Below are 17058 nucleotides of genomic sequence, written 5' to 3'. Positions count from 1 at the left end.
AGGTTAGTAGGCCTGGGCTGCTGCCCTGAGCCGGAGCAGATCTAGCTGGGCTGGATCGCGGGTTTTATCTGGCGCCGACGGCGGCGCCACCGGACTTGTTCGAAGGCCATGGCCGCCACGAGTACCAGGCCCTGGGCGATCGCGTACTGATAGGACGAGAGCCTCAGCGCGGTGAAACCGCTGGAGACGATCTGCAGGGTGAGGGTGGCCAACACGACGCCCAGAACGGTAGCGAAGCCGCCGTTGGGATTGGTGCCGCCCAGGACAGCGATGACGATGACCAGGAGAACGTAGGACGCACCGTAGTCGGCAGAGGCCGTGGGGTTGCGGGCGATGAAGAATACGCCTGCGATGCCGCTGAGCAGACCCGTAAGTACGTAAGTGCTCATGAGTGTCTTCTGGCTCGCGATGCCCGAATACCGTGCCGCCGTCGGGTTGGCTCCCTGCAGTTGAATTCTTAGACCAAGAGGAGTGCGATTGATTATGACGCCGACGGCTATGGCGAGGAGGACAAACACGAAGAACAGAGTCGGAATCCCGCCGAGTGTGGATGCTCCGATAGCGGTCAGGGCGGCGGGCGTCCCGTTCAAGGTTTTGCCACCCGTCCAGGCAACGGCAATTCCATTGAAAATCTGCATGGTTCCGAGGGTCGCGAGAATCGGGGTGATGCCCACGACCGAAATCAGCAGTCCGTTGATGCAACCACCTACAACGCCTACGGCGATGCCGGCGAGGAGAATGAGCGGGAAGGATTGTTCCGCAAGGGTCGGGTTGCTGGCGGCAACGGCCGTATAGACCGTCGACATTGTGATGGCCGCGAGGTTGGCCGTGGCCACCAGCGACAGGTCGATGCCTCCGGTAAGCATGGCGAGCATCATGGCAATGGCGAGCACCCCGATTTCGGGCGAATTCAGGGCGATGTTGCGCAGATTGGTGCCACTGAGGAAGACGGACGGCTTGAGCGCCGCGAAGATGACGAACGCAATGACCACCAGAACCAGCATCCGTTTGACGCCGCCTTGCAAGCTAACCCGGTCCAGTACACGGGTCCAGGCCGACTCGATGGAGTCATTGAGACGGCTCAGCGAGTTCGTTTCTGTATCGGCGCTTTTCATGCTGCAACCTCCTGCTTCTGGGGGGCCTCATCGAGAATGCGGGGCGGGGCGGTCCGGCGGGAGGCTACGGCCTGAATGCCAACACCGACAAGCAAGAGGACACCGACGGCGGTCCGCTGCCACGCGCTGGGGACGCCTGCCAGAATGAGGCTGTTGTAGATCACCTGGACCAGCAGGACGCCCAGCGTCGTCCCCAAAACTGAACCCCGTCCGCCGAAGATCGATGCTCCGCCGAGGACGACGGCGGCAATGATGTCCAGTTCGCTACCGACGAGGATCTGGGGGCTGGCGCTGCGTCCCATGATGACGTAGATCATCCCGCCTACCGCTGCCATGGTCCCGGCAATGACGTAGACGGACAGTTGAGTGCGGACCACGCGGATACCGGCGCGGCGGGCGGCCTCGACGTCCCCGCCGATGGCGTAGATGCTTCGTCCGAACATCGTGCTTCGCAGAACCCAGGCAAGTCCTAGCGCCAGAAGCACTGCCGGGACCACCATGACGTGCAGGTAGGCGCTCCCGCTGGAGGTCTCGACTTCGAAGAGGTTCGTCGTGGAGATCTGTGCCATCGAATCTGGCAAGTCCGCGATGTAGCGGGAACCGACGTAGGTCAGCAGTGCGCCCTTGAAAATGCCCTGGGTGCCGAGGGTGACAATGAGGGTTGGCAACCTGAACTTCGCTATGAGGAAGCCGTTGATGACCCCCAACGATGCCCCGATCAGCACCGCGAGTATGAAGGCTCCGACGAGCCCGAAGTCGGGCATTCCCGTCTCGAGCGCCCGCACCGTCGTGTACGCCGCAAACACCGCGATAGCAGCGAATGACACGTCAATGCCGCCGGAGATGATCACCATGAGGACGCCGAGCGCAAATATGAGCGGCACGATCGAGCTGCGAAGAATGCTGAAGGCTGTCGGCAGCGAGAAGAACACGGGATTGGCAATGGACATGGCCACAATGAGGGCCAGGAGGACGACGGCGAGGACGCCTTCGTTGTTCGGGCCCCGGAGCAGCCGGAGTCGTGCCGGAGTATCCAACCTGGTGCCGCTCACGCAGCCACCTTCTCTCGGATTATGTCCACGGCGACATCGTCGCCTTCGAGGACGTCAACAACCCTGCCGTGCCGTACGACCAGCACTCGGTGGCAGCAGGCCACCAGCTCGGGCGCGTCGTCTGAAATGACGATGATGCCCATCCCGTCGGCTGCTTCGGCACGAAGGATACTGAGAATCTCTGCCTTCGATCCGATGTCAACACCGACCGTCGGACCGTTAAGCATCAGGATGCGCGGCCGGCGCGCCAGCCACTTGGCCAGCACGACGCGTTGCGCGTTTCCGCCGGAGAGGGTTCGCACCGGGGATTGAACGTTCGGGGCCTTGACACGCAGCCGGTCGAAGAGGCCTTGGATCGTCTGCCTTACGGCGCGCAGGTCCAGCGTTCCGAGGCGCGTCGTGTGCTCATTAGGGGAACTGGCGATGATGTTGTCAGCAATCGACTTATCCATGAACAGGCCCTGGGTCAGGCGGTCTTCAGGGACATACCCGATGCCTGCCTCAATGGCGTCATTGATGGACCGGATGCGTACCTCTTTACCGTTGATTTTCACGGTGCCGGTGTCGTGCGGTACCGCGCCGAAGAGCGATTCCGCGATCTCGGTGCGTCCCGAGCCGAGGAGTCCGGTCACGCCGAGGATCTCGCCGCGGCGAAGGCTGAAGGAGACATCCTTGTAAGCCCCCCGCAGCCCGAGTCCCTGAAGTTCCAGGACGACGTCCGACGCCGGGTCCAGCTCGCTTACGTGGCGGGTTTCATCCAGTTCGCGCCCTGTCATGTGGAGAGCGATGGCCCCGGAATCCATGGTTGAGGCAGGGCTCGTGACAACGTTTTTGCCGGAGCGCAGAATCGCAACGCGCTGCGAAATCTTGAGGACCTCATCCAGCTTGTGAGAAACAAAAATGAGCCCCACTCCCTTGGCACGCAGACGCTCTACGATTACGAACAACCTGTCCACCTCGGTGTGTGTCAGCGCCGTAGTCGGTTCGTCCATGATCAGCACTCGGGCGTCGCTGACGAGCGCACGGCAGATCGCGGTCAGCTGCTTGTCCGCGACTGAGAGCTGCTCCACGTCGGCATCGAGGTCAAGATGCAAACCGAGATCGTCAACGACGGCCTGCGCTGCGGGTCGTGCTGCCTGCGCACTGTGAAGTCGACGGCGGCCAGCTACGGCCGCGGTCAGGACGATGTTCTCGGCCACGGTCAGGTTGGGGAACAAGGAGAAGTCCTGGTAGATGACCTGGATTCCGCTCTTGATGGCGATGGTGGGGTCCATCGAGGAATATGTGATGCCGTCGACGATGATCTCGCCGGAGTCCGGCTTCTCGGCGCCCGAGATGATCTTGATCAGCGTCGACTTTCCGCAGCCGTTCTCGCCGGCGAGGCAAAGCACCTCACCCGGAACCAGTTTGAGCGAGACATCACTCAGTGCGGCGACACCACCAAAAGTTTTGACAATGTTGCGCACCTCGAGCACAGGCGAAGGCGGCCCCTTGAGGGCAGTACTTGTCATATCGAAAACCCTTTCAGGAGGGCGTGGGGCACCATGATGCCGGCCCCACGCCCCGGACTATCAGAAGTTGTACTGCTTGGCGGATTCGGCGTCCGCTTCGATCGATGCGTCGCCCAGGAAGACGTTGTCGTAGCCGTCCAGCTTCTTTAGGCTGTTGTAGCCCTTGATGCCCAGATCGGTGCCGGCTTCGATCTTGCCTCCGGTGGCAAGAATGCGGGCGATCTCAAGCTGAGCCTCGCCGGCCAGCGCCGGATCCCAGAAGAAAATCTTGTCGATTCCGCCGCTGGCGAGGTACTTGCTTGCAGCGGAAGGAATGGACGTACCCATGACACAGATGTCCTTCGCCTTCCCTGCTTCTTCCACGGCTCGTGCGATGCCGGGAACGTCGTTGCCGGCAGAGCCTTCGAAACCCTTGATGTTCGGGTGCTTCGCGAGGATTTCCTTGGCCTTCTGGTACGCCGCAGCCTCGTTGTCCGTGCTTTCGATCGGATCCTCGACACGCTTCATGTCCGGGAAGTTCGACTGCTGGTAGTCGTAGGCAGCCCCGACCCATTCCATGTGGGTCTTGGCCGTGAGGCCACCGACAAACTGGACGTAGTCGCCCTTGCCCTCCATACATGTGCCCAAGCTCTGCATGATCTTCTGGCCGTAGACGGCGTTGTCGAAAGCTTCGATGTCGATGTCGACGTTCTTGATTCCGGTAGCCTCGTGCGCGACCGTGATAATGCCTTGGGCCTTGGCCTGTGCCAGCACGTTCGCAACGGCTTCCGGGGAGTTCGGCACCACAGTGATGGCTGTCGGCTTCTGCGCGACCAGGTCCTGGATGATCTTGATCTGCTTCTCAGGGCTGACGTCATCGCCGCCTTCGGTGCGGGTGTCGATGCCGCTGCGTTTGCCGTATGCCTGCACACCTTCGTCCATGCGGTCGAACCATGCGATGCCCTTGAGCTTCACGACGGTAACCATCGTCATGTCTGATGCTTTGGTGCCTCCGCCACCGGCCGGTGCGGCTGTGCTGGCCGCTCCGTCGTTGACTGACCCGCAACCCGTCATGAGGACGGCCGCGAGGCCAGCGGTCAATAACCCTGATGTACGCAAAAGCTTCATCAATTCACTCCTTTGTGATCACGCAATACGGATGCCTGAATCCGCGCATCGGCTTCTCCGATCTGTGCATACGCTAGGTCATAATCGCGCAAGTGTCGAGAGATTCGTGCAATTTTGCCGAGATCCGCGCAAATATTGCGCGAATTCGTGCATGCGTCTACCCTTTAGCTCATACCTAGGAAAGGGGCCCGATGTCGCGCCGCCAAGAGATCGTCGAACTCGTCGAGGAGTACGGCTTTCAAAGCGTCACCGCGCTTGCCCGCAGGTATGGGGTGGATGCCTCTACGATTCGTCGCGATCTGGAGCGTCTCGCCGAGGAGAGGAGCATCCGCCGCACACACGGCGGCGCCGCACCCGCAGAACCGTCCGTCCCCACTCGCGCGACCGAACTTCAGTCACGGGAAAAGGAGGCGATCGGCGCTGCCACCGCTGACAGGATTCTTGAGAACCAGACGGTCCTTCTCGACAGCGGGACGACGTGTCTGGAAGTAGCAAGGCATCTGGACCATTCGCGTCTTACCGTGGTGACGCACGATCTGTTGGTGGGAATCGAGATATCTCGCAAGCCGCGCATCAATCTGGTTTTTATCGGCGGTGAACTCCTTCCGGGCACCACTTCCATGTGGGGTCCGGCGTCACTGCAGCAACTCGAAAACATGAGGGTTAACGTGGCAGTTTTCGGAGCAGGTGCTGTGATGGATGACGGGATATACGCAAGCTCGAGCTATTCGATCGAACTCAAGCGCAAGATGCGCTCCGTGGCAGCCGAGGCCTTTTTCGTCGCAGACAGCTCGAAATTCGGACGCGAGGCGCTCTTTAAGGTCTTCGGATTCGAGGACTTCACCGCAGGGATCACCGATGATGCAATTGACCCGATCAGGGCGGCGCGTTGGCCGATTCCACTGATTCGGGCAAGCAGCCCAAACGAGTTGGCATTAAAAGGCAAAGAGCGCCGCACATAGCGACGCGACGGCCGTTTCCCGGTCCTCCCCGCTAGGAGCGGGCCAGCACAGCGAAGTGACAGCAAAGGCCAATGTTCTTCGTGAACATTGGCCTTTGCTGTCACCTCGGTGCGGCGGATTAGTCCTGGAACCAGATCTTGATCTCGCGCTCGGCGGACTCCACCGAGTCGGAGCCGTGGACCAGGTTCTGCTGCACTTTAAGGCCCCAGTCACGGCCGAGGTCGCCACGGATGGTGCCGGGAGCCGCCGTCGTCGGGTCCGTGGTGCCGGCGAGCGAGCGGAAGCCCTCAATCACACGGTGGCCTTCGAAAATCGCGGCGACGACGGGACCGCTGAGCATGAACTCGACAAGCGGCTCGTAGAAGGGCTTGCCGAGGTGCTCCCCGTAGTGCTGGTTCCAGCAGTTCACGGCTCGCATCGACCTTCTTGAGGTCGGCCAGCGTGTAGCCCTTGGCTTCGATCCGGGCAAGGATGTCGCCGCTCAGCTGGCGGGCGACGCCGTCGGGCTTGATCAGGACGAGGGTGCGCTCAATGCTCACAACTGCTCCAATGTGTTGGGGTGGGGTTCGGGTCTAGTCTACGGGTTTGGGGCTACGGGTTCTCGGCGCCGGTTTCGGGGTGACTGCCGGCCGGGTGGGCCGCATCCCAGGCGGCCTGGTCGCGCTCCCGCTTCGCGGCCTCCCGGTCAATCCGGATGCCGGTCCGGATGCCGTACCACCAGGAAATCGCGAAGAGCAGGCCCACCACATACATCGTGGGCTCCACGATTCCGCCCAGGATCAGCACGAGCTGCAGGATCCAGCCCAGGCCCACGCCCCACGGTTTGGTGAGGACCGCGCACGTGAGGATGAACACGAGGCACAGCCCGATCCCCACCGAGAAGATCAGGACCGGCGGAAACTCGTTCCGGCGGAGGCCGAAAACCGCGAGCGTGCCGAAGAGTACCACGAAGGCTTCCAGCAGCAGCACCGTGGAGGCGAACATGACCTTGGTGGAGCGGCGTTTCCTGGGCATGCCCGGGCGCCATTCGCGCTGGGCTCTGGTCAGTCGTGCCATCGCTTAGCCGTCCGCCTTTCCGAGCAGGATCCTGGCATCCGCCACGAGCGTGATGGAGCCGGTGACGAGGACGCCGCCGGCCAGGTCGTCGTTGGCTTCGGCGCGTTCCACCGCCCATTCCAGGGCGTCGTCGAGCTTGTCGGCGACGTGGATGTTGTCCTCGCCGAAGCCCAGGTCCTGGGCGATCTCCGCGAGGTCCTCGGCCGGAACGGCGCGGGGCGAGTTGGACTGGGTGAAGCAGTACTCGGCGGCGAGGTCGCCCAGGGACTCCTTGAGCTGCCGCAGGATCTCCTCGGCGTCCTTGTCCTTCAGGACACCGACCACCACCACGAGCTTCGTGAAGCTGAAGGCCTCATGGATGGCCTCGGCGGAGACCCGGATCCCTTCGGGGTTGTGTGCCGCGTCCACGATAATGGTCGGCGCGGTGCGCACCACCTCGAGCCGTCCGGGCGACGTGACCGTGGCGAAAGCCTCCTGCAGGACCTCGGCGTCGAGCGGCTTCTCGCCGCCGAAGAACGCCTCCAGCGCGGCGATCGCGACGGCGGCGTTCTCGGCCTGGTGCGCGCCGTGCAGCGGCACCAGCAGTTCCTCGTACCGGCCGGCGATGCCCTGGATGTTCACCAGCTGGCCGCCGACGGCGACGGTCCGGGATTCGACGCCGAACTCCACCCCTTCGAAGCGGAACGGCACGCCGACTTCCTTGGCCTTCTCCAGCAGGACCTGGGCCGCGTCCATCGGCTGCGCGGCGCTGACGAGGAAGCCGCCCGGCTTGATGATGCCGGCTTTTTCGTACGCGATGTCCTCGGTGGTGTCACCCAGGAGCTCCGTGTGGTCCAGCGAGATCGGGGTGACCACGAAGACCTGGCCGTCGCCGACGTTGGTGGCGTCGGTGATGCCGCCGAGGCCCACCTCGATCACGGCCACGTTGACGGGCTGGTCGGCGAAGACCGCGAAACCCAGGATGGTCAGGCACTCGAAGTAGGTCAGGCGCGGCTGGCCCTCGGCCTCGAGCTCGCCGTCCACGATTTCCAGGTACGGGCGGATCTCGTCCCAGATCCGGACGAAGGTCTCATCCGGGACCGGGGCACCGTCGATGCTGATCCGCTCCGTGACCTTGGACAGGTGCGGGCTCGTGTACCGCCCGGTGCTCAGGCCGTGGGCGCGCAGCCCGGCCTCGATCATCCGCGCCGTGGAGGTTTTGCCGTTGGTGCCGGTGACGTGGATGATCGGGAAGGCCTTGTTCGGCTCGCCCAGGATGTCCATCGCACGGTGCAGCGGGGCCAGCCGCGGTTCCATCTTGTCTTCCGGGGCGCGGCCCAGCAGCTCGGCGTAGACACTTTCTACGGAGAATTCGTCGGTCATGGCTTAGGCCTCTACTTTTTCGACGGCGGTCTTCACGACGTTGATCTGCGGTTCCTTGACGTCGGCCGGCACAGTCTCCAGCCGGACTGTGAGAGTCTCGGCCTTGACCAGGTCGGCGTTGGCCAGCAGCGCGTCGACGACGTCCTGCGGGGCGGTCACCGTGGTTTCGATCCGGTCGCTGACGTTGAGTCCGGCGTCCTTGCGGGCCTGCTGGATGGCGCGGACCATGTCGCGTGCCAGGCCCTCGGCCTCCAGTTCCGGCGTGACCTCGGTGTTGAGCACCACGAAGCCGCCGCCCGGCAGGACAGCCGCCGCCCTTGTGGCCGGACCAGATCCTGCACCCTCCGCGGCTTCAGCCACGACGGTTTCCAGCGCGTACTCCTGCGGTTCGAGCACGAGTCCGCCAGCGGTGACCACCCCGGCGTCGTCCACGCTCCAGTCGCCGGACTTGGAGCCCTTGATGGCCTGCTGGACGTTCTTGCCCAGGCGCGGACCCGCGGCCCGGGCGTTCACCACGAGCTTCTGTTCGATGCCGAACTCCTCCGGGGCGGCGCTCTCGGCGTCGAGCAGGCGGACCAGGCGCAGGTTCAGTTCGTCGGCGACGACGGCGGCGAAGCCTTCCAGCGCGCCTGCGCCGGGTGCCACGACGGTGAGCTCCTGCAGCGGCAGGCGCACGCGGAGGTTGGCGGCCTTGCGCAGCGAGGATCCGGTGGAGCAGATCTGCTGGACCCGGTCCATCGCCTCGACGAGCCCCGGGTTGGCCGGGAAGAGTTCCGCATCCGGCCAGTCGGCGAGGTGCACGGAGCGCCCGCCGGTGAGGCCGCGCCAGATCTCCTCGGAGACCAGCGGCAGCAGCGAGGCGGCCACGCGGGAGACGGTCTCCAGGGCGGTGTAGAGCGCGTCGAAGGCGTCGGCGTTCTCGTCGAAGAAGCGCTGGCGGCTGCGGCGGACGTACCAGTTGGTGAGCATGTCCAGGTAGCTGCGGAGTTCATCGCACGCGCCGGAGATGTCGTAGCTGTCCAGCTGAGTGGTCATGTTGCGGACCAGTTCGCCGGTGTTGGCCATCAGGTACTGGTCCAGCGTGTCGGCATAGCCGTCGTAGCGGAGCTTTGCGTCATGGCCGGACCCGCCGTTGGAGGCGTTCGTGTACAGCGTGAAGAAGCTGTACACGTTCCACAGCGGGAGGATGACCTGGCGGACGCCGTCGCGGATTCCCGGTTCGGTGACCACGAGGTTGCCGCCGCGCAGGATCGGGCTGGACATCAGGAACCAGCGCATCGCGTCGGAGCCGTCGCGGTCCAGGACCTCGGAGACGTCCGGGTAGTTGCGCAGGCTCTTGGACATCTTCTGCCCGTCCGAGCCGAGCACGATGCCGTGGCTGATGACGTTCCGGAAGGCCGGGCGGTCGAACAGCGCGGTGGAGAGGATGTGCAGCATGTAGAACCAGCCGCGCGTCTGGCCGATGTACTCGACGATGAAGTCCGCCGGGTTGTGGCTGTCGAACCATTCCTCGTTCTGGAACGGGTAGTGGACCTGTCCGTAGGGCATCGAACCGGAGTCGAACCAGACGTCCAGGACGTCCTCGACCCGGCGCATCACGGACTGGCCTTCCTCCGGGCGGCGGGGATCGTCCGGGTTCGGGCGGGTCAGTTCGTCGATGAAGGGCCGGTGCAGGTCAACCTCGCCGGCCTTGTTCAGCGGCAGGCGGCCGAAGTCGGCTTCGATCTCGGCGAGCGAGCCGTAGACGTCGGTACGCGGGAAGTCCGGGTCGCTGGACTGCCAGACCGGGATGGGGCTGCCCCAGTAGCGGTTGCGGCTGATGGACCAGTCCCGGGCGTTGGCGAGCCACTTGCCGAACTGGCCCTCCTTGACGTTGCCCGGGATCCAGTTGATGTCCTGGTTCAGCTCGGACATCCGGTCCCTGAACTTGGTGACCTCGACGTACCAGGAGGACACTGCGCGGTAGATCAGCGGGTTGCGGCAGCGCCAGCAGTGCGGGTAGCTGTGCTCATAGCTGGCCAGGCGGACCAGGCGGCCCTCGGCGCGCAGCACCTGGGTGATGGGCTTGTTGGCTTCGAAGACCTGCAGGCCGGCGATCTCGGCGAGCGGGCCGTGGCTGAACAGCGGCAGGAACTTCGCGCCTTCGTCCACGGAGAGGACCACGGGGATACCGGCTTCTTCACAGACCTTCTGGTCGTCTTCACCGTAGGCGGGAGACTGGTGGACGAGGCCGGTACCGTCGGTGGTGGTGACGTAGTCGGCCACGAGGATGCGCCAGGCGTTCTGGTTGCCGTACTTCTCGTCGTCGGCGAAGTAGTCCCAGAGGGGCTCGTAGGAGAGGCCCTCGAGTTCGGCGCCGGTGTGGCTGGAGGTGACCGCGGCCTCGGCTGCGGCTACACCCTCGGCGCCGTCGCCGTAGCCGAGATCCTTGGCGTAGGCGCCGAGCAGTTCGGCGGCCAGCAGGAAGCTGCCGGTGACAGGTGCGTCCGCGGAAGCGGCCTTGACGCCGTTGGGTCCGGCCGGCAGGACCACGTACGTGATGGAAGGCCCGACGGCGAGCGCCGCATTGGTGGGCAGCGTCCACGGCGTCGTGGTCCAGGCGAGCGCCTGCACGCCGGCGAGCTGCCTGGACAGCTCCGACTCCCCTGCCGTGATCGGGAAGGTCACCGTGACGGTCTGGTCCTGGCGGTTCTTGTAGACGTCGTCGTCCATCCGCAGTTCATGGTTGGACAGCGGCGTCTCGTCCTTCCAGCAGTACGGGAGCACGCGGTAGCCGTTGTAGGTGAGGCCCTTTTCGTGCAGCTGCTTGAAGGCCCAGAGCACGGACTCCATGTACTCGACGTTCAGCGTCTTGTAGTCGTTGTCGAAGTCCACCCAGCGGGCCTGGCGGGTGACATAGCTCTTCCACTCGTCGGCGTACTTCATCACGGAGGCGCGGCAGGCGTCGTTGAACTTGTCGATGCCCATGGCCTCGATCTGGGTCTTGTCCGTCATGCCCAGCTGCTTCATGGCTTCGAGCTCGGCGGGCAGCCCGTGGGTGTCCCAGCCGAAGCGGCGCTCGACGCGGCGGCCGCGCTGGGTCTGGTAACGGCCCACGAGGTCCTTGGCGTAGCCGGTCAGCAGGTGGCCGTAGTGCGGCAGGCCGTTGGCGAAGGGAGGGCCGTCGTAGAAGACGAATTCGTTGCTGCCGCGCTTTCCACCCGGCAACTCGGAGTCCCGCTGGTCGATGCTGGCCTGGAAGGTACCGTCCTCGTCCCAGTACTTGAGGATGCGCTCTTCGATTTCCGGGAACTTCACGGAGGCCGGCACACCGGAGGTGTTGGAAGCGACGGGGTGGGCGCCTGCGCCGGAGAGCGCGGCGGAGGCCTTCGGGTAATAAGTCATCTCGACATCCTGGCTTGAGCTGGTGAACAAAGGATCATTCAGGATGCGAGGACGGCCCGTGCACTGTTTCCAGCACCGGCACCGCGGTACCACCTCACTTGCCGGCACCGGCTCTGCTCCCTTTGGGAAGGAAGCTGCTCCGGCGTCGGCCGCTCATTACTGCTGTGACGGGCTTACCCGTCCGGTTCTACCGGCCCGGCGCGTGCTGCTGCGTCGGGCGTTCTTCCGGAAGCTCGCCGGTGATAGCCGGGTCAAAGCTGATATCTGATTCTACTGTAAGTCACCGGGCGGACGCAGTGAAACGCAGTGCTGGCTTATCAGCGGCCGGTCTGGCTTCTGCCCTTGCCGGGACCGGCGACGCCGGGGCCCTGACTGCTTAGACTCGTGCCATGACCTCCCCGCGACTGACCCGGGCCGGCCGGTGACGCGCCGCCGTGGCCGCCGCGGCTGGCACCTGTCGTCGGTCCTGTTTGCCGTTCCCGTGGCGGTGCTGTCGTTCTTCCGTGCGGTCCCGTCGCCGTGGCCCACCCCGGTGGTGCAGCTGGTGGCCTTCACGCCGTGGCTCGTGTTCCCCGCCGCGGCTGCCCTGCTGCTGGCCCTGCCGAGCCGCCGTCCCTGGGCGGTCCTGCCGGCTGCCGGGCTCCTGGCCCTCCAGCTCGTCTGGCTGTTCCCGCCGGACCGGCTGCTGGACCGGCCCGGCGACCCGCGTCAGGACCAAGGTGCCGGTGCGTCCCCCCGAGCTCCGGCGGCGGAACTGAAAATCATGAGCCTCAACGCCAAACTGGGCCAGGCGGATGCAGCTGCCATAGTCCGGCTGGTCCGGGAGAACGGGATCGCGTTGCTGGCCCTCCAGGAGCTCTCGCCGGCCTTTGAACAGCGGCTGGACGCCGAGGGGCTGGACGCGCTGCTGCCGCACCGGGTCAGCCACCCCTTGAACGGCGCAGGCGGCAGCGGCGTGTATGCCGCCCGTCCGCTGATTCCGCTGGACTCCGCGAAAGGCACCGTCTTCCCCATGCACACCCTGCAGCTGAGCCTGGAGGTGGGCGGGCAACCGGTGCCGCTGGCGGTGACCAATGTCCACGCGCAGGCTCCGGTCGAGGGGCAGGCCGCGCGGTGGCGCAGCGACCTCGCCGCGGTGGGCAGCCTCGCCGCCCGTCCCGGCAACCTGCTGCTGCTGGGCGATTTCAATGCCACCTTTGACCATGCCGAATTCCGCGAGTTGCTGTCCGGGGGCCCGGTTCGCGGTGGCGCGGCAGGCGGCCTCGTGGACGTGGGCATCGCGGCACGGGCCCGCCTGACGCCAACCTGGCCCACGGATGGCCAGCTGCTGCCCGGAGTGGTGATCGACCACATCGTGACCAGCCCGCACCTGCGCAGCAGCGGCTATTCCGTGCAGGCCGTGGCCGGGACCGACCACGCGGCCGTTCTGGCCACGCTTTCCGTCCCGGCCGGCGGCTGAAGTCCGCGGGTGGCTTAGCCCTTGCGGATCAGCTTGTAGTTGGCGGCCTGCGCCACCGGACGGATCACGATCTGGTCCAGGTTCACGTGGTGCGGGGCCACCACGGCGTAACGGACGACGTCGGCGACGTCCGCCGCGGTCAGGGGCTTCTCGACGCCGGCGTACACCTTGGCGGCGGCGTCAGGGTCGCCGCCGAGCCGGTTCAGCGCGAACTCCTCCGTCTGCACCAGGCCCGGGGCCACCTCGATTACCCGGACATTGTGCTCGGCCTCCTCCAGCCGCAGCGCGCCGGTGAGGGCGTTCTGCGCGAACTTCGCGGCATTGTAGCCGCCGCCACCCTCATAGGCGGACAGTCCCGCCGTCGAGGTCAGGTTCAGGACCGTGCCTTCACCGCAGGCGCGCAGCATGGGCAGGAACGCCCGGGTCAGCTTCATCGTGCCGAGCACGTTGACCCTGTACATCCAGTCCCAGTCCTCGGCCTTGGCGTCGGCGATCCTGTCGGCACCGCGGGCGCCGCCGGCAATGTTGATCAGGGTGTCGATGCCGCCCGCCTGGGTCACCTCGGCAAGGAGGTGTGCGACGTCGGCGTCCTCGGTCACGTCGGCCGGAAGTGCGACTGCGCCGGTTTCGGCGGCGAGCGCCTCCAACCGGTCCGCGCGGCGGGCTACGGCAAAAACCGTCCACCCTTCGGATCGCAGGGCACGGACCGTGGCCTCGCCGATTCCGGTGCTGGCTCCGGTGACAACTGCTGCTTTGTTGGGGATTCCCTCACTCATGGCACCACCCTAATACGGGACGGCCGTGCTCCCACTTCCGGGCTCAGCGCTGCAGGAACTCCAGCAGCACCCGGGCGTGGTTAGTCTCCGGGTCCTTGGCACCGAACAGCAGTGTCACCTTCCCGTGGTCCGCGGCGAGCTCCTGCAGGGTCTGTATGGCCGGGTTCTCCGCCAGCTCGGCTTCGTAAGCGGCCCGGAAATCGGCGAAGCGCTCCTGCATGTGCGCGAACTCCTTCCGCAGCGGCGGCGACGGCGCCACCTCCTTGAGCCACAGCTCCAGTTGCGCCCGTTCCCTGCTGACCCCGCGCGGCCAGAGCCGGTCCACCAGCACCCGGCAGCCGTCGTCGTCGGCGGGGTCGTCATAGACGCGCTTAATCGGAAAACTTCCGGCCGATTCCTCCATGTGCGCATGCTACTTCAGGTTTCCGCCGGTACCGCTACCCGCCTGATCCCCCCGCCGGTGCGGAACAGTGGGGAAGTTAGTGGAAGAATTGGCCCATGGCTGAAGACACTCAGGGTACAGACACGCCCACCACCGCCCCCATCAACGTTCCGGACAAGCCCGCCCTGGAGGGGCTGGAAGACGCCCTCACCAAGCGCTGGCTTGACGAAGGGACCTACAAGTTCAACCCGGACACCACCCGGGAGCAGGTCTACTCGATCGACACTCCCCCGCCCACGGCGTCCGGCTCCCTGCACGTCGGTCACATGTTCTCCTACACCCAGACCGACGTCCTGGCCCGCTACCAGCGGATGACCGGCAAGAACGTGTTCTACCCGATGGGCTGGGACGACAACGGCCTGCCCACCGAGCGCCGGGTGCAGAACTACTACGGCGTGCGTTGCGATCCCACCGTGGCCTACGACGCCGGCTACCGCCCGCCGGCCCAGCCCGCCAAGAACCAGCGCGACTTCGACGTTGTCTCGCGCCGGAACTTCATCGAGCTGTGCGAGGAGCTCGCCGTCGAGGACGAGTTGGTCTTCGAGAACCTCTTCCAGACCCTCGGCCTGTCCGTGGACTGGGACCTGACGTACCGCACCATCGATGACAAGTCCCGCGCCATCTCCCAGCGCGCCTTCCTGGCGAACCTCGCCGCCGGCGACGCCTACATGGCCGAGGCGCCCACCCTGTGGGACGTCACCTTCCGCACCGCGGTGGCCCAGGCCGAACTCGAGGACCGCGAGGTCGCGGGCGCCTACTACCGCTACCCGTTCTTCACCGAAGACGGCGGGAAAATCTACATTGAGACCACCCGCCCGGAGCTGCTGGCCGCCTGCGCCGCCCTGGTGGCGAATCCCGACGACGAACGGTACCAGCCGCTGTTCGGCAAGAAGGTCACCTCTCCGCTGTTCGGCGTCGAGGTGGAGGTCAAGGCCCACCCCCTCGCGAAGGCGGACAAGGGCTCCGGCATTGCCATGGTCTGCACCTTCGGTGACCTGACCGACGTCACCTGGTGGCGCGAGCTGCAGCTGCCTACCCGCGCCATCGTAGGCCGCGACGGGCGCATCATCGGCGAGACCCCCGAGTGGATCAGCACCGAAGAAGGCCGCGCCAGCTTCGAGGCGATCGCCGGCAAGACGGTCTTCAGCGCCAAGGAATCCGTGGTGGAGCTCCTGGCCGCCGCGGACCTCCTCGAGGGCGAGCCCAAGAAGATCATGCACCCGGTGAACTTCTTCGAAAAGGGCGACAAGCCCCTCGAAGTGGTCACCTCCCGCCAGTGGTACATCCGCAACGGCGGCCGCGACGCGGACCGCCGGGAGCGCCTCATCGCCCGGGGGTCCGAGATTGAATTCCACCCGGCGTTCATGCGCTCACGGTACGAGAACTGGATCTCCGGCCTGAACGGCGACTGGCTGGTCTCCCGCCAGCGCTTCTTCGGCGTGCCCGTGCCCGTCTGGTACCCGCTGGACGCCGACGGCAACCCGGAGTTCGCGGCCCCGATCGTCCCGACTGACGCTCAGCTCCCCGTGGACCCCGCCGCGGACGCGGCGCCCGGCTACGAGGAGGCCCAGCGCGATCTCCCGGGCGGTTTCACCGGCGACGCCGACGTGCTCGACACCTGGGCCACGTCCTCGCTGACGCCGCAGATCGTGGGCGGCTGGAGCACGGACGAGGCGCTCTTCGCCAAGGTCTTCCCCTTCGATGTGCGCCCGCAGGGGCACGACATCATCCGGACCTGGCTGTTCTCCTCCGCCGTGCGCGCCGACGCCCTGCAGCACACCGCGCCGTGGAAGCACGCCGCCATTTCGGGCTGGATCCTGGACCCGGACCGCAAGAAGATGTCCAAGTCCAAGGGCAACGTGATTGTTCCGACGGATGTGCTGGAGGAGTACGGCTCCGACGCCGTGCGTTACTGGGCGGCCTCCGCGAAGCTCGGCGCGGACACCGCCTACGAGATCGCGCAGATGAAGATCGGCCGCCGCCTGGCGATCAAGCTGCTCAACGCCTCCAAGTTCGTGCTGAACCTTGGCGCCACCGAGGACTCGGTGGTTTCCGGCGAGCTTTCCGTGCTCACCAACCCCGGGGTTGATCGACCCAACGCGGAAAAAACACCCGCGTCGGGGCCCTTGACCAACCCCTTGGACCTGGCCGTGCTGGCGCAGCTTTCGGACGTTGTCCGGCAGTCCACCAAGGCGTTCGAGAACTACGACTACGCCCGGGCCCTGCAGATCACGGAGAGCTTCTTCTGGCACTTCACGGACGACTACGTGGAACTGATCAAGGACCGCGCGTACGGTGCCGCCGGCGAAGCCCAGCAGGCATCCGTGCTGGCAGCGCTGGCGACCAGCCTGGACACGCTGCTGCGCCTCTTCGCCCCGTTCCTGCCCTTCGCCACGGAAGAGGTCTGGAGCTGGTGGCGTGCCGGGTCGGTACACCGCGCGCCCTGGCCGTCCGCCATCGAGATCGACGGCGACACCACCCTCCTGTCGACGGTGGGGACCGCGCTGAGCGGCATCCGCAAGGCCAAGTCGGAGGCCAAGGTCAAGCAGCGCACCGAGGTGATGTCCGCGACGATCACGGCCTCGGAATCCCTGATCACGCAGCTGAAGGCCGGCCTCGCCGACCTGAAGGCCGCGGCGAACGCCCGGGAGCTGGAGCTGGTGGCCGGTGCAGGCGAGCTGAGCGTGAGCGACGTCGTGCTGGCCGCTCCCGAGGCGCCCGGGCAGGCGTAGCACCGGCCCCAATCCGGCGGGCCAGGGCATCCGGAGACCGATGAGGGCTCCGGCCAGGGAAACCTGGCCGGGGCCCTCCGCCGTTTCCCGCCCTACGGCC

General features: G+C 65.6%; 12 protein-coding genes and 1 pseudogene. 3 read left to right on the top strand and 10 right to left on the bottom strand.

Features of this window, described 5'->3' with window-relative positions; genetic code table 11:
• Nucleotides 1-41: 41 nt before the first annotated feature.
• From QFZ69_RS07580 to QFZ69_RS07565, 4 genes are read right to left on the bottom strand one after another with little or no spacing between them, the layout of a single operon-like run.
• Entirely contained in the window at nt 42-1115 is a 1074-nt protein-coding gene (locus QFZ69_RS07580) for an ABC transporter permease (protein ID WP_306916954.1), read from the bottom strand.
• Entirely contained in the window at nt 1112-2167 is a 1056-nt protein-coding gene (locus tag QFZ69_RS07575) for an ABC transporter permease (RefSeq protein WP_306916953.1), read from the bottom strand. The genes QFZ69_RS07580 and QFZ69_RS07575 overlap by 4 nt, the downstream gene beginning before the upstream one ends.
• Nucleotides 2164-3678, bottom strand: coding sequence for a sugar ABC transporter ATP-binding protein (locus tag QFZ69_RS07570; RefSeq protein ID WP_307000010.1), 1515 nt, complete (start codon nt 3676-3678; stop codon nt 2164-2166). The genes QFZ69_RS07575 and QFZ69_RS07570 overlap by 4 nt, the downstream gene beginning before the upstream one ends.
• Before the next feature lie 60 nt (nt 3679-3738).
• Entirely contained in the window at nt 3739-4650 is a 912-nt protein-coding gene (locus QFZ69_RS07565) for a substrate-binding domain-containing protein (protein ID WP_306916948.1), read from the bottom strand.
• Between the two features lie 326 nt (nt 4651-4976).
• On the opposite strand from QFZ69_RS07565, the gene QFZ69_RS07560 reads away from it, so the two are divergent.
• Nucleotides 4977-5747, top strand: a complete 771-nt coding sequence (locus QFZ69_RS07560) for a DeoR/GlpR family DNA-binding transcription regulator (protein ID WP_306916947.1) — start codon at nt 4977-4979, stop codon at nt 5745-5747.
• Between the two features lie 118 nt (nt 5748-5865).
• On the opposite strand, the pseudogene ndk reads toward QFZ69_RS07560, so the two are convergent.
• The 4 genes and pseudogenes from ndk to ileS all read right to left on the bottom strand — a co-directional run bounded on the left by ndk (nt 5866) and on the right by ileS (nt 11549).
• Nucleotides 5866-6286, bottom strand: a pseudogene (gene ndk, locus QFZ69_RS07555) (nucleoside-diphosphate kinase).
• Between the two features lie 52 nt (nt 6287-6338).
• A complete protein-coding gene (locus QFZ69_RS07550) occupies nt 6339-6803 on the bottom strand; it encodes a DUF4233 domain-containing protein (RefSeq protein ID WP_306916942.1) in 465 nt (154 codons plus the stop codon).
• 3 nt (nt 6804-6806) lie between these two features.
• Complete coding sequence (locus tag QFZ69_RS07545) at nt 6807-8165, bottom strand: folylpolyglutamate synthase/dihydrofolate synthase family protein (RefSeq protein ID WP_306916940.1); 1359 nt, start codon at nt 8163-8165, stop codon at nt 6807-6809.
• Nucleotides 8166-8168: 3 nt separating this feature from the next.
• On the bottom strand, nt 8169-11549 hold the full coding sequence (gene ileS / locus QFZ69_RS07540) for an isoleucine--tRNA ligase (RefSeq protein ID WP_306916939.1): 3381 nt from the start codon (nt 11547-11549) through the stop codon (nt 8169-8171).
• Between the two features lie 421 nt (nt 11550-11970).
• Between ileS and QFZ69_RS07535 the strand changes: the two genes are divergently transcribed.
• Nucleotides 11971-13008, top strand: coding sequence for an endonuclease/exonuclease/phosphatase family protein (locus QFZ69_RS07535; protein ID WP_306916938.1), 1038 nt, complete (start codon nt 11971-11973; stop codon nt 13006-13008).
• A gap of 14 nt (nt 13009-13022) precedes the next feature.
• Here QFZ69_RS07535 and QFZ69_RS07530 read toward each other — a convergent pair whose 3' ends face one another.
• Nucleotides 13023-13784: an SDR family oxidoreductase gene (locus QFZ69_RS07530; RefSeq protein ID WP_306916936.1), complete on the bottom strand. Its 762-nt coding sequence runs from the start codon at nt 13782-13784 to the stop codon at nt 13023-13025.
• A gap of 43 nt (nt 13785-13827) precedes the next feature.
• Nucleotides 13828-14187, bottom strand: a complete 360-nt coding sequence (locus QFZ69_RS07525) for a DUF488 domain-containing protein (RefSeq protein ID WP_306916934.1) — start codon at nt 14185-14187, stop codon at nt 13828-13830.
• A 95-nt stretch (nt 14188-14282) separates the two neighbouring features.
• Here QFZ69_RS07525 and valS point away from each other — a divergent pair, with 95 nt between their 5' ends.
• Entirely contained in the window at nt 14283-16958 is a 2676-nt protein-coding gene (gene valS, locus QFZ69_RS07520; protein ID WP_307000008.1) for a valine--tRNA ligase, read from the top strand.
• The last annotated feature ends 100 nt before the right edge of the window (nt 16959-17058 follow it).

The sequence above is a fragment of the Arthrobacter sp. V1I7 genome (assembly GCF_030817015.1).
GTDB lineage: Bacteria > Actinomycetota > Actinomycetes > Actinomycetales > Micrococcaceae > Arthrobacter.
The sequence above is the reverse complement of the archived record's forward strand: the minus strand, read 5'-3'. Positions and strand labels throughout refer to the sequence as shown.